We start from the raw sequence: 16,777 nt of genomic DNA on the forward strand, positions 1-16,777 counted from the left end.
CCAAAGTGCAATTCACCTTTTATAAAAATAAAACACCAATTTGCTCTTTTATTCTAACAGAACAAATATGTTATGCATAACATACGATTAACTAACTATAAATTAAAAAACCATGGCAAAAAGTCAAGACGCTAAAAAAACACAAAAAAAAGAACCCCTTAAAACTGCAAAGGAAAAAAAAGAAGAGAAAAGAGATAAAAAAAATAGCCCTAAAAGAGACTAATCTCTTTTTAACCATTTACAAAATAATCTCTCTAAATCAGCAATAGTGATAGGTTTAGGCATGTAATCATCCATTCCTGATTCAAAACATTTTTCTTTCTCACCAATTAAAATACCTGCTGTTACTGCGATAATAGGAGTTCTAGAGTTTTTCTCTATTGCTCTTATTTCGGTCGCAGCTTCGTAACCATTCATATTTGGCATCTGAACATCCATTAAGATAAGATCCGGAGATTCATTTTTAAATGCTTCTACCGCAACCGCACCATCTATGGCTTCTATCAAAATACAATTTGGAAAAACACGTTTCACCAAAGTCCTAGCCAAAAACATGTTTATTTTATTATCTTCTACAATTAAAATTTTCTTGCTTTCCAAATCTTGAAGCTGCTTAACATCATTCACAATTGTATTTTTACTGTTATTATCGTTCATTAAACCTATACTTTCTTTTACTTTTTTTAATTTAATAGTGAAGAAAAAATCACTGCCCTCACCATGTACACTTGCTAACTGAAGCTTGCTATTCATCAGTTGCAATAGCTGGTTTGAAATTGCTAATCCTAAACCTGTACCACCAAATTTTCTGCTTGTTGAGTTATCCTCTTGTACAAAAGAACTAAATATTTTCTTGCTACTATCGTCTTTTACTCCAATTCCAGTATCTTTTACTGAAAACAGAATATCGAAGCAATCTCCTTCTGTACTTACAGTTGCACTAACGCTTAATTTAACCTCCCCTTTAAGAGTGAATTTAAGAGCATTACTCAGTAAATTCACTAAAACTTGCTTTAGTCTAAAAGAATCAGCTTCGACATACTGTGGAGTACTATCATCTATAACCAAGATTAAACCAATATTTTTTTGAATAGCTAAATACTTAAACATATCCTTTGTCTGATTAAGTAGCTCAAACAAATCTATTTTTTCTGGATTAAGTTCTAATTTACCTGATTCAATCTTGGAAAAATCTAGCACATCGTTCACAATATGCATTAGTGAATTAGCGGATTCATTCACTGTCGATAAATACTCAAATTGATTTGCACTAAGGTCTGTTTTCATCAATAAATCAGTAAAACCAATTATTCCATTTAGAGGCGTCCTGATTTCGTGGCTCATATTTGCTAGAAAATCTGTTTTTGCTTTATTAGCTGCTTCTGCCAACTCCTTTGCCGTTATAATTTCATTTTCCATGATTTTTTGTTCACTGATATCAATGAAACTAATTACCACTTCTGTTATTTCATTAAATTCATTTAACATTGGGTAACCACTCACTAAAACCCATACAATTTTTCCCGTTGCTGAATGCCACCTACCCATGGTGAATTTATTAATCGCTTTTTTATATTTTAAAATTTTTGAGATTGGGTAATCCTTAGACACCATCACTGATTCATCCTCATTAATAAATTGCCATTCTTCATAATGGATATCTTTACCTACAAGGTTTTGTGAAGTCATACCTAAAAGTTGAGTTGCTTTTTTATTGTACTTTAAGATTTTACCATCACTTGCATGAACAACTATTCCAGCCTCTAAATTATTGAGAAGACCCTTGTATCGCTTCTCGCTGTTTAATAAAGCTTCATCTCCTTTTTTTGCGGTGGTTATATCTCTAGCTAAACAAATAAAATGAGCTATCTCATCATCGCTACTTTCCATAGGCGCAATAGACAACTCAAACCAAAATTCACCTGTAGGCAATTTCAATTTATATTGAATTCCTGTAGAGACCCCATTTTCTGAAGCCTCTTTTAGAGCAAGCATAGAAGCTTGTGCCGCCTCTTTAGGAAATACATCTAAAATATTTTTGTTTAAAAACTTTTCAGGCGGTAATAAGAGTAAATCGTTACGATTAGAATAATAATTATGAAAAGTGCCATCTAAACTAACTTCGAACATAAGATCAGGAATAGCTTCAATTATAGCCTCCATCTTTTTATTTATTTTTTTGAACTCCTCTTCTGCTAATTTACGAGCGGTAATATCAGTTATCGTACCCACATAACCTACGATCTCATTCTCTGAATTCCTTTCCATAATGGCTTGACCCATTACCCAGATAATTGTTCCATCCTCTCGTAAAAAGCGGTATTCAGAAATTGAAATTTCTTGCTCTGAAGCCGCTCTTTTCCAATCTTCAAAGATCACTATTTTGTCATCAGGATGTACAGCATCTAGCCAACCATCACCAATCGCTTTTTGAAATGTGAAGCCTGATATTTCACACCATCTTGAATTAACGTATGTTGTATACCCTGTTGCATCTGTTCGAAAAATACCTACAGGAGACACCTCCGTCAGTGTATGATATCGCTTTTCACTCTCATAAATTGCAGCTTCTGCCGCTCTCCTTCTCTCTTCTTTTTCGAACAATTCTAAAGCAAATGAAACATCATCAGTAGCTTCCGTTAGCAATGCAATTTCCTCAGCATCAAAAAAGTTTTTTTCATCTGCATAAAAAGTAAAAACACCTATTACCTTACCAAAACTAAAAATAGGCAACGTCATTAGTGATAGGTATCCTCTATCCAAAGCATTTTTCCTCCATGGAATCATGCTAGAATCAGTTTCGATATCATTGCAAATAATAGCATCTCTAGAACGTATTGCTCTGCCAACTGGACCACATCCTTCTGGCTTACTTTGATCAGTAGATATTACTTTAATACTTGAATGGTAATTATTATCTTCACCCGAAATCATAACAGGCAAGACTTGCTGTTTGACTTCATCTACTAATCCTATCCATGCCATTTTAAAATGACCACATTCTACGGCGATACTACACGCCTCTTCAAACAATTCCTCTTTATTCTTAGTACGAACAATCATTTGATTGATCTGACTTATAAAAAGATAAAGTCGATTAGCTTTATTAATCTTTTCTCTGGCTAAAATTGATTTACTAATATCATTTACAACACCGTGACATATTACCGTTCCATCCTGCTCTACAATCGGTAACGAATGTACCTCATGCCAAACCATACCTTTTATTGGGTGCATGTATCGATATTGCATTTTCAAAGGAACTAATTCCTCCTTTGTCTTTTTTACCTTAGTCAATAATAAATCGATATCATCTTTATGAATCAAATTAAATATCTCATCGGTATTGTTATTCATTTCACTTAAAGTAAAACCGAAAACATCTTTAATTGCATCGCTAGCATAGGAGAAAAACAAATTGCCTTCCTCAGTAAAACGCATCGAATAAACCATACCAGTTGATGTAGCAGCTATTTTTGCAAACTTATCCCGCTCCTTTCGCAAAGTTTCAATTGCGATTTTGCTTTCTGTGACATCTCTAAAGTCTGCAACGATTCCGTTAATATTGGTATCTGACAGATAATTAGTTATATAACCTTCTAACCAAATATAATTTCCTTTTTTATGCTTAGCTCTAAAAAGTATGGGAATCGCTATTCCCGGTTTATCTAATGCTTCTTTAATTTTATCATTAACCGTAAGCAGAAAATCAGGATGATAATATTCTTCATCGGATAATTGAGAGTATTCCTCATCAGTATAACCATTAGTGTGAAAGGAAGAAGGACTTCTAAACAAAACCTTAGTCTCTGCATTAAAAAGAGTAAATATACCATCTCCATTTTCAAGTAAAGCACGATAACGAGCTTCATTTTGAGAACTCATTACATTTAAATCTTTAGAAACTGAACGATTATAACCGACGATATAAACAAGATTGGCCTCGACATCAACAATTGTAACGACCCAATCAATTTCTAGAACTTCTGCTCTTGCTGTTACACATTTACTGTTAATACTATCACTTGTTTCTCCACTAACAATTTTATTAAAAAGAACTTTAGAAGTACTTTTTTCAAGTGGATCGAACAAATCAAAAAAAGTAGTACCTAAAAGTTCCTCTTTCGTAAATCCTAAAATCGACATAAAAGTAGTATTTGCATCTTCAAATAAACCATCAAAAGATAGAATGCAAGCAAAATCTTTTGAATATCTTAAACTTAGCTCAAAATTAGACACCAGTCTTTTTAAGCTAGATTGATGGTTCGATGATAACACCGAATCCTGCGGTTTTTTGAGCAAATCATCACTAGACGACATTCCTTCAATAGTATTCATAAATAAAAGGTAAGACTATTTAGTTTGTATAATTCAGGTAGTACTCGATAATTTTTTATAATTTCTGTACTTAAACTTACAAAGATTAAAGTTATGTAATTTAAGTACAAATCTTTATAAAAAGAGGACAAAATAAAGTCTGAAGATTAAAAATTCACCATGTAAAATACAAAAAAACACAATAAAAATTAGCAGAATAATATCCCCACATCAAAAAATAAAAAAAATATATTTACAAAATTATGTAAATCAACTGATTACAACATGATAGAACAAATTACAAAAAGAAATTTTTAAAACAACCGATAATTTTGTTTTCATACTAACTAACAAAAACCATAATGCACGACATCTACTTAATAGCATCTAATCCTGCTTAACAAAAAAAAATGTTAAACATTTGTATATACAAATTAAAAAAGTGTTACATTTGTATCAACAAATAAGAAATGATTATGAAAATTGAAGATGTAATAAAATCAACAGTAACACTAGCTGATGATCATAAAATTATTTTGAACATAATGTATACACAAAATGTAATTAATGAAAAGTTTAATGAAATTTTAAAACCTCATGATATCTCTGGAGAACAATATAATGTTTTAAGAATTTTAAGAGGACAAAAAGGCAACCCTGCTAATATGTCGATGATCCAGGAAAGGATGATTGCAAGAACAAGCAATACAACTAGACTTGTAGATAAATTACTTCTAAAGGAATATGTTACACGTAAAGTATGTCCTGAAAACAGAAGAAAAATTGAAGTTTTGATTACTCAAAAAGGACTAGACATTTTAATTCAACTTGATCCAAAAGTACTCGAACACAATAGTTCACTAGCAAAAAGGCTGAACACCGACGAACAAAAGCAACTTAATACCTTACTAGAAAAATTTAGAAATCAATAATAAACCATTATGAACACATTTATAGAAAACCAAAATTGGCGTTATGCCACAAAAAAATTTGACAGCAATAAAAAAGTAAGCGCTACTGATTTAGAAATATTAAAAGAAGCAATTCGCTTAAGCGCCTCTTCGTATGGATTACAACTTTACAAAGTATTGATTATTGAAAATACCGAATTAAAAACTAAACTATTACCGGCCTCTTTTGGGCAAACGCAAGTGGTAGATGCGTCGCACTTAATCATTTTTGCAAATCAAACTAATGTGGGCGATGCAGAGATTGATGCATACCTTGAAAACACAAGTGCAACAAGAGAAATTCCTTTAGAAGCGTTAGCTGGTTACGGTAGTTTCATGAAAAGCACCATTAATCCCATGGCTGACGACTTAAAGAACATTTGGACATCAAAACAAACTTACATCGCTATGGCCAATTTATTGCATGCTGCAGCTGAGTTAAAAATTGACACAACACCAATGGAAGGATTCAACGCGGCGCAATACAATGAAATTTTAGGATTAGGTGTTTTAAACTTAAATGCATCTGTAGTAGTACCAATAGGATACCGTCATGAAGAAGATGAAACACAACATTTTAAAAAAGTTAGAAAAGCAGAAAAAGATCTTTTTATTCAACTATAATTCACAACAAAACTTTACAACAATTAAAATTTAAGAAAATGAAAAATTTAAAATCAGTAGCATTAGCATTAGCAGTAGTTTTTTCAGTAGCAACTACTACAGCACAAACAAAAAAAATTGATGCTTCAAAGAGTACAATCAACTGGGTAGGTAAAAAAGTAACTGGCGAGCACAGCGGAACGGTTAATTTTAAAGATGGAGCGGTTGTTCTTAAGGGAACTAAATTAGTTGGAGGAACTTTTACTGTTGATATGACCTCATTAACTGCAACTGATCTTCAAGGAGATTCACAAGGAAAACTAAATGGTCACTTGAAATCAGAAGATTTCTTTGGAACGGAAAAATACCCAACAGCAACATTAGTAATCAAAAAAATTGGGGCTAAATCCAAAAACGTATACAGTGCGGTAGCTGATTTAACAATTAAAGGAATTACTAATCCAGTATCTTTTGATATGACAGTAAATGGAAATACTGCAACATCTACTTTCAAAGTAGACAGAACAAAATACGACATCAAATACAATTCAGCAAGTATTTTTAGCTCAATTGGGGACAAAGCGATATCTGATGAATTTGACTTAGCGATTGCTTTGAAATTCTAATTCCATACTTTACTAAAAATTAAAACCCAACAATTATATGTTGGGTTTTTTTATTATCAAAAAAATCTAACAAATTTTATAAAAAATACTCTTATTTTTAATTTTTTAAGTTTGATTAAATAAAATACATCCTTATATTTGTAGCATGAAAACGATTACAAACAATACTTGGTGGTGGAACAATTTACGTCATACGTCGTGAACTGAGCTCCTATGGTATTATTAGATACAATTATAAAAGGCTTGTCATGACGACAAGCCTTTTTTTTGTGCTAAGAAAACAAAGAACAACACTATCAATCCTAAATACTATTCCTTTGAAACTATTTACATTAAAAACAAAATACAAACAAATACTAGCAGATACAATTACTCCTGTAAGCTTGTATTTTAAAATTAGAGACAAATTCCCTAATAGTTTACTTTTAGAAAGTAGTGATTACCATGGTAACGACAATAGTTTTTCTTACATCTGTTGCAATCCTATTGCATCTATTAAAATAGAAAACGAAATTATAACTAAACAGTATCCTGATGGAACTTCAGAACTAATAACAATTGACGATTCTATTGATATCCCTACTGTTATTCAGGAATTTTCAAGCCAATTCAAATCTGAAAAAAATGACTTTAAATTTATTAACAATGGCTTATTTGGATACATTTCCTATGATGCGGTTCGTTATTTTGAAAAAGTCACCATAGCAAAAAAAGAAAACAGCAATACTATTCCAGATATCTACTACGCAGTTTATCAAAATATTATCGCCATCAATCACTTTAAAAACCAAGCCTACATTTTTAGTCACAGCTTAGAAGGTGTTGATAATATTGCCGAGATTGAACAGCTCATGCAATCTAGAAACCTGCCATCCTACAAATTCTCTAAAGTTGGTGATGGATTCTCTAATTTGACTGATGAAGAATTTAAACACAACGTTGCTCTTGCAAAAAAACATTGTTTCCGTGGAGATGTTTTTCAGTTAGTGCTATCTAGACGATTCACTCAAGGTTTTAAAGGAGATGAATTCAACGTTTATCGTGCATTACGAAGTATTAACCCTTCTCCCTATTTATTCTTTTTTGATTATGGCGATTTCAAAATATTTGGGTCTTCACCCGAAGCTCAAATCATCGTTAAAGATAGAAAAGCCGAAATACATCCAATTGCTGGAACATTTAAAAGAACTGGCGACGACGAAAAAGATGCTGTATTAGCGAAACAATTATCTGAGGATAAAAAAGAAAATAGTGAACATGTGATGCTCGTTGACCTCGCTCGCAATGATTTGAGCAGAAACGGACACCAAGTAAACGTAGAAAGTTATAGAGAGGTTCAGTTTTTTTCACATGTAATTCATCTTGTTTCTAAAGTTACAGGTTACCTTCATGAAAAAGCAACTACTATGCAAGTCGTAGCAGATACTTTTCCAGCCGGAACATTAAGCGGAGCGCCAAAACACAGAGCCATACAACTAATTGAAGAGTACGAAAAAACAAATCGTAATTTTTATGGAGGTGCAATAGGATTTATGGATTTTGAAGGCAACTTTAATCACGCCATAATGATTCGTACTTTTTTAAGTAAAAATCACCAATTACATTCACAGGCGGGAGCAGGAATTGTGGCTAGCTCCAATGAAGAAAGCGAAATGCAAGAAGTATACAATAAATTACGAGCATTAAATACGGCTTTAGATTTAGCGGAACAGATTTAATAATAAATTCTTAAAGGAGGGAACTTTAAAAAATTTATTTTCTCCTTAAAAAAATAAAGTGCCATGAAAAAAATATTAGTAATAGATAACTACGATAGCTTTACCTATAATTTAGTACATTATCTTGAAGACCTAAATTGTGAGGTTACTGTTTACAGAAATGATGAATTTGAGCTAGATGAAATAAGTCATTTCGACAAGATTTTACTTTCACCTGGACCGGGTATACCTGATGAAGCCGGCTTATTAAAAGAAGTTATTAAAAAGTACGGACCTACTAAAAGCATTTTTGGTGTTTGCCTTGGTCAACAAGCGATAGGAGAAGTTTATGGGGGTACACTATCTAACCTTGACAAAGTGTATCATGGTGTGGCAACAAAAGTAAGAACTGTAGTCAATGATGAAATTCTTTTTAAAGGACTCGAAACTGAGTTTGAAGTAGGTCGTTACCATTCGTGGGTGGTAGATACAACTTTGCCTGATGAACTAGAAGCAACTTCATTTGACGATAATGGTCAAGTTATGTCTTTGCGCCATAGAACGTACGACGTGCGAGGTGTACAGTTTCATCCTGAAAGTGTGCTAACTCCCACTGGAAAAAAAATGTTAGAAAACTGGGTAAACAGTTAAATTCAAAAACACACCATATTAAATCGAATGACTTTTAGGAATTCGAATTTCAACTTTAAGATTTACTTCAACAAAATGAAAAATATATTAAATAGATTGATTAATCACGAAACTTTATCTAAGGACGAAGCGAAGGATGTGTTAGTTAATATCTCTAACGGCAGTTACAATAGTAGCCAAATTGCTTCATTCTTGACCGTTTACATGATGCGCAGCGTAACTATAGACGAACTTGCTGGATTTCGTGAGGCTTTGCTAGAGTTATGTATTCGTGTCGATTTATCTGGTTACAACACCATTGACTTATGTGGAACTGGTGGTGACGGTAAGGACACTTTTAATATTTCGACCCTAGCATCATTTGTAGCCGCTGGAGCAGGAATAAAAGTTGCAAAACATGGTAATTATGGGGTATCATCAATATCTGGTTCTAGTAACGTGATGGAAAAGCTAGGGATCAAGTTCAGTAACGACAATGATTTTTTAGAAAAATCGATGGATAAAGCAGGAATAGCAATCCTGCATGCACCTCTGTTTCATCCTGCCATGAAAAATGTAGGACCAATTAGAAAAGAGCTTGCTGTAAAAACTTTTTTTAACATGTTAGGCCCTATGGTCAATCCGTCGTTTCCACAAAACCAATTAGTTGGTGTTTTCAATCTAGAATTAGCTCGTATGTACGCCTACTTATATCAGGACACAACAACAAATTATACAATTTTACACTCCTTGGATGGTTACGACGAAGTATCACTCACCTGCCCTACTAGAATTATTACTCCTAAAATGGAAGGCATGCTAAACCCTGAAAACTTTGGTGTAAAACTATTAAAGCAAAACGAAATTGAGGGCGGAACTACCATTGAAGAGTCGGCACAATTATTCACTACTATTATCTCTGGTAAAGGAACTGAAGCGCAAAATAGCGTCGTATGTGCTAACGCAGGTATGGCGATCGCAACTGTAAATGGCTGTTCACCTATAGAAGGATTTGAATTAGCACATGAAAGTTTATTGTCCGGAAAAGGATTAAAAACTTTGCAAATAGTTCAAGCTTTGAGTAAATAAAAAAATAAAGAGATCAATTTCACTATTTAAACCAAAAAAATGAATATTCTAGATAAAATTATATTTGATAAAAAAAGAGAAGTCATTCTTAAAAAGTCCATAATTCCCGTTTCACAATTAGAGGCTTCTGTTTTTTTTGAGAAAGAAACAATTTCATTAAGTACCAATTTAAAAAACAGTAGTACTGGAATTATTGCTGAGCACAAAAGACGTTCTCCTTCTAAAGCAGAAATCAATTACGGTTTCACTGTTGAAGAGGTTGTAAAAGGATACGAATTAGCAGGTGCTTGCGGTATTTCTGTCTTAACAGATGGTAAATATTTTGGCGGTTCACTAGACGATTTACTATTGGCAAGAGCCGCTGTAAATATTCCGCTATTACGAAAAGAATTTATTGTAGATGAATACCAAATTCTAGAAGCAAAAGCGCATGGAGCTGATTTAATATTACTGATCGCTGCTGTTTTAACTCGAGAAGAAATTAAATCTTTGTCTCAATTTGCTAAAAACTTAGATCTTGAAGTATTATTAGAGGTTCACAATCTAGAAGAACTAGAAAAATCGGTTATGCCCACCTTAGATATGATTGGCGTAAACAATAGAAACTTAAAAACGTTTGAGGTTAGTTTAGATTTCAGTAAGAAATTGGCTAGTCAAATTCCTACTGATTTCGTGAAGGTTTCAGAAAGTGGCATCAGCTCGATTGAAGCAATTAATGAGCTAAAACCATACGGTTATAAAGGGTTTCTGATAGGTGAGAATTTCATGAAAACAGATAATGCTGGAAAAGCAGCTACCGATTTTATTTCACAGCTATAAATGCAAACGAAAGGCAATAAAAATTAAAACCCAGTATTATGAAACTCAAAATTTGTGGCATGAAGTATCCTGAAAATATTCTCGAAGTAGCATCGCTACAACCAGACTACATGGGATTTATATTTTGGGAAAAATCGTCTCGATATTTTGATGGGCAAATTCCAGATTTACCAAAATCAATAAAAAAAACAGGTGTTTTTGTTAATGAATCGCTTGCGATTATTATTGAAAAAATAATTAAAAATAATTTACAAGCAGTACAGCTACATGGTAAAGAATCTGAAGATTTTTGCTTAAATTTGAAGAGTGAATTCAAGCTTAAAAACCTAAACGCAATTGAGATTATAAAAGTGTTTTCGATGGCTGATGATTTTGATTTTGAGCTCTTAAAGCCCTTTGAAAGTTTATGTGATTATTTCCTTTTTGATACCAAAGGAAAATTACCCGGCGGTAACGGAACCACATTCGATTGGAATGTTTTAGAGAACTATCCTTCATCGAAACCCTTCTTTTTAAGTGGCGGTATTGGACTTGAAGAAACAGCAGCAGTGCATGCAATTACAAAAACAAATTTACCCGTTTATGCCATCGATGTGAACAGTAAATTTGAAATAGAACCAGGATTAAAAAATACAGAGTTACTGAGAGAGTTTCAACATAATTTGGCACTCTAACCTTAAATTAACAAAAAAATGTCATACAACGTAGACGAAAAAGGCTATTACGGAGAATTTGGCGGAGCCTATATTCCTGAAATGTTATACCCAAATGTTGAAGAATTACGCCAAAAATATTTAAAAATCACTGCTGAACCTGATTTTAAGGCTCAGTTTGATCAACTGCTAAAAGATTATGTGGGACGACCTAGCCCACTCTATTTCGCAACCCGTTTATCACAAAAATACAATACAAAAATCTATCTTAAAAGAGAGGATTTGAATCATACGGGCGCACACAAAATTAACAATACAATTGGTCAAATATTAGTAGCTCAAAAATTAGGAAAAAAACGAATTATTGCTGAGACTGGAGCAGGACAACACGGTGTGGCTACTGCAACAGTATGTGCTTTGATGGGATTAGAATGTATTATTTACATGGGCGAAGTAGATATCGCTCGACAAGCACCAAATGTAGCTAGAATGAAAATGTTAGGTGCCGAAGTGCGTCCAGCAAAATCGGGTTCAAAAACACTTAAGGATGCCACTAACGAAGCGATTCGTGACTGGATCAACAATCCTGTTGATACGCATTACATCATTGGTTCAGCCATTGGTCCGCATCCTTATCCTGATATGGTTACTCGTTTTCAATCTGTGATATCCGAGGAAATAAAATGGCAGTTAAAAGAAAAAGAAGGTCGTGAAAATCCTGATTACGTAATTGCTTGTATAGGTGGTGGTAGTAATGCCGCAGGAACATTTTATCACTTTTTGCATGAGCCTGAAGTAGGCATCATTGCTGTTGAGGCAGCTGGAAAAGGAGTTAATAGTGGCCAAAGTGCAGCTACAAGTAAACTAGGAAAAGTAGGTGTTATTCATGGTTGTAAAACCTTACTGATGCAAACTCCTGATGGTCAAATTACAGAGCCATACTCAATCTCAGCTGGACTTGATTATCCCGGTGTAGGTCCCATGCATGCACACCTAGCAACAACAGGTCGTGCAGAGTTTTTCTCAGTGACTGATAATGATGCGATGCAAGCAGGACTTGATTTATCTCAGCTTGAAGGCATTATTCCAGCGATAGAAACTTCACATGCGCTAGCAGTTTTGAATGATAAAAAATTTAAACCAGACGATATCGTAGTCATCAGTTTATCTGGTCGCGGAGACAAAGATTTGAGTACCTATATTGATTATTTTAAATTATAGAGTACCTTGCATCTGAATATATTTCAGGGCGTTACCCGCAAAAAAAGCGGGTCGGGCTGTACGCTAAATTCCCTATTTGTAAAAACTTTGGCTTAGAAAAAGCCTCCGTTCTCACAAATTGGGAGATACCGCTACCATCCCTAACGCAAACAAAAAAATAACGTTTCAAAAATAGAAAAATGGCTAAATTATTTGCTTACGGAACTTTGAAAGATAAAGACATTCAAGAGAACATCTTCGGTCGCAGTCTTACAGGTACTCCAGAAAATTTACTTGGTTATAGTGTACATACGATACAAATTGAGGAAGAATTTGGTGTTGAAACCTATCCAATCATTACACCCACAAACGATGCTTCAGACCGTATCGAAGGGATTGTTTATGACCTTTCTCAAAAGGAATTAGAACTCGCTGACACTTATGAAGGCAAGTATTATCGACGTATTGAAGTACTATTGCAATCAAAAGAAAAGGTTTGGGTTTTTAGTGCCGTAAACTAATCCTAAGTAATAAAAGACTTTTTCAATAAAATAGAACAATGAATAGAATAGAACAAAAACTCAAAGAAAATAAAAAAATACTTTCCATCTACTTCTCTGCTGGATATCCTAATTTAAATGATACCGTACAAATCATTCAAGACTTAGAGAAAAACGGAGTAGATATGATCGAAATAGGACTACCTTTTAGTGATCCATTAGCTGATGGACCAACAATTCAAGAAAGTTCTACTACAGCTTTACATAATGGAATGACTACTCAAACCTTGTTTGATCAACTAAGCAGCATTCGCGAAAGCGTAAAAATACCCTTAATCATCATGGGTTATTTTAATCCCATGTTACAATACGGTATCGAAGCTTTTTGTAAAAAATGTGCCGAAATTGGTATTGACGGTTTAATTATTCCTGATCTTCCCGTTGATGTATACGCAGAAAAGTATAAGCCTACATTTGAAAAATATGGTTTGATCAATGTGTTTTTAATCACACCACAAACTTCTGATGAACGCATACACTTTATAGACAGCGTATCAAATGGCTTTATTTACATGGTAAGCTCTGCAAGTGTTACAGGCTCTCAAACGGGTTTTGGAGATACACAAGCTGATTACTTTAAGCGAATCGCTAATATGAATTTGAAAAATCCACAAGTGATTGGATTTGGAATCAACAATGCAGAGACTTTCAACCAAGCAACTCAATATGCAAAAGGTGCGATTATAGGAAGTGCTTTTATACAAGACTTAACTAAAAATGGCACTGCTAAAATCAGTGAATTTGTAAAGGCGATTCGATAAGTATCCTTTACAACCCTAATAACAAACAGCGTTTTGACTCTTTTTGCAAAGTGACAAAATGCTGTTTTTATTTAGAAAGAAGCTTTAGAATGGAGTTTAGTGACTTCTTTCGACTTTATTTTAAAGGTAAAGCATAGGTAGTAAAAATGAAGCAACAATTAATAACACTAATGACAACACACTACCAATTATTAAAAAGTGTTTGAATTTATAAATTCCTAAACCATAAATAATAGCATTGGTTTGATATCCCATAGGAGTGTAAAAACTAAAGTTAGCTCCAAACATTACGGCATAAAGTAATGGCTTAGGATTCAGACTTAATTTAGCAGCAACCGCTATTACGATAGGTGCAACAATAATGGCAGTAGCGTTATTAGACACAAAACCACTCATAAGCATGGTAAAAGCAAAAATAATAGTAATAGTCACTGAGGCTGGAACTGATTTTAATACCGTGAATAATTGGTTGGCAATAAATACATCAGTACCTGTGTTTTTCATAGCGATACCAAGCGGAATCATTCCTGCTAGTAAAAATATAACTTGCCAGTTAATTCCCTTGTAAGCATCATTTAATTGAATACAGCCTGTAAACAAACACAAAGCAACTCCAAACAAACAACTTTTAAGTATTGAAAAAGTATTAGTAGCTGCTAAAACGATAACTAAAATTATGGCTAGGAACGAAATTAGTTTTTTATATGTGGGAATATAAGGTTCTGTAATCACCGTATTCGCAAACAGTAAATTACTATCATTTGCTATTTTTTTTATCTCACTTAGATCACCCGATAATAAAACTCTATTTCCAGGATTCATAAATTTTTTCGAAAAAATCTTTTTAAAATAATTATTACTTTTAGAATATTTAGAGTCACTACTTACCCCTTTTACATAAATATTATTGGGCAACGTCATATTAAATTCCTCCAAAGACATATTGATAAAGCGAGAGTTAGGTAAGATAATCACCTCATGGTATTCGTTACTAAAATTTTCTTCTATAGCATCATGATCAACTCCCAAGATATTCAACCCTAAACTCTCTGTTTTAGCAGTCAAATCTTCTAAGGTAAGGTCTAACCACAAAACATCGCCCTCCTCTAAAACCTCAGTTTTAATATTATTCTTTAAATGTTTTTTACCTCTTTGGATTTTGATTAAACGAATATCATTTTCATTCCAAATTTCGGTTTCACCAGCTTGTTTACCAATTAATTTAGAGTTCTCTTTAATTTTGACCGCTGTAATATATCCAAACTTTTGATGCACATTAATATCTTTCTGAGCTGCAGATCGTGGCAAAAACTTTTTTGCTAAGAAATAAATAATAGGAATAGAGATAAGCAGAAATACAATACCTGCTGTGGAAAATTCAAAAAAGCTAAAGCGACCAACACCACTCTTTCTCGAAATATCTGAAACAATTAAATTAGTACTTGTCCCCATCAATGTACAACTTCCTCCCAAAATTCCAGCAAATGAAATAGGTAGTAATACTCTAGAGCGATCAATTTTACCCATTTTGTCGAGTTCATTGACTAATTTAATAAAGATAATTACAACAGCCGTAGTAGCTATAAAGGAGGAAAAAAAGGCGACACTAATCATTAAAAAAGGTAAAAATACCCAAATTGGAAGTTTGATTATAGGAATCATTTTTTGTGCCACCCAAGACACTACACCATTTTTCTCTAAACTTATGGCGATAATCATTAAACACAAAATAGTAAGGACCGCATTATCTGAGAATCCAGATACAGCCTCCTCTGGACTGACAAGACTAAAAAGTAAAAGACTCGTCAATATAAAAAATGCGGTTTTGTCTACAGTGAATTTTTCACTGACAAATAATAAGAAGGCGATTCCTAAAATCCCTAATACAATGGCTATTTCAACATTCATATAGTACTTAATTAAAAAAACTAAATTAAAACATCACTAGTCAACTAAAGTTATACAATTGGCGAAAAATATTATGTTTTAACTTATATTAAATTCCTGGGAAATAAACTAATAATTGATTCACACTTGAATCTGCTTTCAAATTAAATGAAAATATTAGTTTTAAAATGAACACCTACTATCAATAAGCGATAGTTCTAATTAGCAGTAGACTAATATACAAAAGAAAAATTCGCAAGATTAAATTTCAATGGTAAAATTTAATCTTGCGAATTAACTAATTCTATAACAAAAAGTAAATGCTATTTATACGGATGCTTCTTCAGAAACAAACTCCATGTGATCCTCTACTTCTGCAGCAACCTCCGGCTTAGAAGCTTTCAAAGCATTAAACTTCTCCAGTTGCTCTAATTTGTCTTCCTCTCCACTAAAATAAGGAAAAACATCCATAATTGGTGACTCTGCAATAGCAGGAATGCTATAGTCTCCCATAGTTCCTTTCATGGTTTCAACCGTATTATCATAAGCTTCTTTAACATCATTTGCTTGAATTAGGAAATACATATTTGTTTTTCGTTCCTTGCCACTCTCTTCGTCATAAGCCAACAATGAAATTTTAGACTTAAACCAACGATCAGCATTTTCAAAAGGGTGAATTTCAGCGTAATTAGCCACCTTAATAGTAGTGATTTTAAACTCTTCACTAGTATAAGCCGCCATTTCTTCATTCATTCTACTTTCTGCTTCAGTATATGATAAAGCGTCAACTAAATAAGGTTCTGAAATAACTTTTTGATTTCCTGTTTCATCTGTTTTTCTATATTTTACCTTGCATTCGTACCAAATTGCGCTCATAAGTTTTATTTTTTTATCGGAAGCCAAAGATAGATTTTAGAATAAAAAAACAACTAAATTTCTTAAATAGATATTCACAATTTTAAAATAGTAACAAGTACATAATAGC

14 protein-coding genes are annotated in these 16,777 nt (G+C 33.2%); 11 read left to right on the forward strand and 3 right to left on the reverse strand.

Features of this window, described 5'->3' with window-relative positions:
• Positions 1-219 precede the first annotated feature (219 nt).
• Positions 220-4,338, reverse strand: coding sequence for a PAS domain S-box protein (locus tag H8R22_RS06560; protein WP_187009657.1), 4,119 nt, complete (start codon positions 4,336-4,338; stop codon positions 220-222).
• A gap of 455 nt (positions 4,339-4,793) precedes the next feature.
• Between H8R22_RS06560 and H8R22_RS06565 the strand changes: the two genes are divergently transcribed.
• The 11 genes from H8R22_RS06565 to trpA all read left to right on the forward strand — a co-directional run bounded on the left by H8R22_RS06565 (position 4,794) and on the right by trpA (position 13,905).
• On the forward strand, positions 4,794-5,249 hold the full coding sequence (locus tag H8R22_RS06565; protein WP_187009658.1) for a MarR family winged helix-turn-helix transcriptional regulator: 456 nt from the start codon (positions 4,794-4,796) through the stop codon (positions 5,247-5,249).
• Between the two features lie 9 nt (positions 5,250-5,258).
• Entirely contained in the window at positions 5,259-5,891 is a 633-nt protein-coding gene (locus tag H8R22_RS06570; protein WP_187009659.1) for an NAD(P)H-dependent oxidoreductase, read from the forward strand.
• Positions 5,892-5,929: 38 nt separating this feature from the next.
• A complete protein-coding gene (locus tag H8R22_RS06575; protein ID WP_187009660.1) occupies positions 5,930-6,496 on the forward strand; it encodes a YceI family protein in 567 nt (188 codons plus the stop codon).
• A 317-nt stretch (positions 6,497-6,813) separates the two neighbouring features.
• Positions 6,814-8,214 carry an anthranilate synthase component I family protein gene (locus tag H8R22_RS06580; protein WP_187009661.1) on the forward strand — a complete coding sequence of 467 codons (1,401 nt, stop codon included), beginning with the start codon at positions 6,814-6,816 and terminating at the stop codon, positions 8,212-8,214.
• Positions 8,215-8,277: 63 nt separating this feature from the next.
• A complete protein-coding gene (locus tag H8R22_RS06585; protein ID WP_187009662.1) occupies positions 8,278-8,844 on the forward strand; it encodes an anthranilate synthase component II in 567 nt (188 codons plus the stop codon).
• Between the two features lie 75 nt (positions 8,845-8,919).
• Positions 8,920-9,912 (forward strand): anthranilate phosphoribosyltransferase, encoded by a 993-nt coding sequence (trpD, locus tag H8R22_RS06590; protein WP_187009663.1) that lies wholly within the window; start codon positions 8,920-8,922, stop codon positions 9,910-9,912.
• Between the two features lie 39 nt (positions 9,913-9,951).
• On the forward strand, positions 9,952-10,731 hold the full coding sequence (trpC, locus tag H8R22_RS06595; RefSeq protein WP_187009664.1) for an indole-3-glycerol phosphate synthase TrpC: 780 nt from the start codon (positions 9,952-9,954) through the stop codon (positions 10,729-10,731).
• A gap of 38 nt (positions 10,732-10,769) precedes the next feature.
• Positions 10,770-11,405, forward strand: a complete 636-nt coding sequence (locus H8R22_RS06600) for a phosphoribosylanthranilate isomerase (RefSeq protein ID WP_187009665.1) — start codon at positions 10,770-10,772, stop codon at positions 11,403-11,405.
• 18 nt (positions 11,406-11,423) lie between these two features.
• On the forward strand, positions 11,424-12,605 hold the full coding sequence (gene trpB / locus H8R22_RS06605) for a tryptophan synthase subunit beta (protein ID WP_187009666.1): 1,182 nt from the start codon (positions 11,424-11,426) through the stop codon (positions 12,603-12,605).
• A gap of 179 nt (positions 12,606-12,784) precedes the next feature.
• Positions 12,785-13,105 carry a gamma-glutamylcyclotransferase family protein gene (locus tag H8R22_RS06610; protein WP_187009667.1) on the forward strand — a complete coding sequence of 107 codons (321 nt, stop codon included), beginning with the start codon at positions 12,785-12,787 and terminating at the stop codon, positions 13,103-13,105.
• 38 nt (positions 13,106-13,143) lie between these two features.
• Positions 13,144-13,905: a tryptophan synthase subunit alpha gene (gene trpA, locus H8R22_RS06615; RefSeq protein WP_187009668.1), complete on the forward strand. Its 762-nt coding sequence runs from the start codon at positions 13,144-13,146 to the stop codon at positions 13,903-13,905.
• 120 nt (positions 13,906-14,025) lie between these two features.
• On the opposite strand, the gene H8R22_RS06620 is transcribed toward trpA, so the two are convergent.
• Together H8R22_RS06620 and H8R22_RS06625 are read right to left on the reverse strand one after the other, a co-directional pair.
• Positions 14,026-15,813 carry an SLC13 family permease gene (locus tag H8R22_RS06620; RefSeq protein ID WP_187009669.1) on the reverse strand — a complete coding sequence of 596 codons (1,788 nt, stop codon included), beginning with the start codon at positions 15,811-15,813 and terminating at the stop codon, positions 14,026-14,028.
• Between the two features lie 306 nt (positions 15,814-16,119).
• Positions 16,120-16,668, reverse strand: a complete 549-nt coding sequence (locus tag H8R22_RS06625; protein ID WP_187009670.1) for a DUF4494 domain-containing protein — start codon at positions 16,666-16,668, stop codon at positions 16,120-16,122.
• Between the last annotated feature and the right edge of the window lie 109 nt (positions 16,669-16,777).

The sequence above is a fragment of the Flavobacterium kayseriense genome, assembly GCF_014305095.1.
Lineage (GTDB): Bacteria > Bacteroidota > Bacteroidia > Flavobacteriales > Flavobacteriaceae > Flavobacterium > Flavobacterium kayseriense.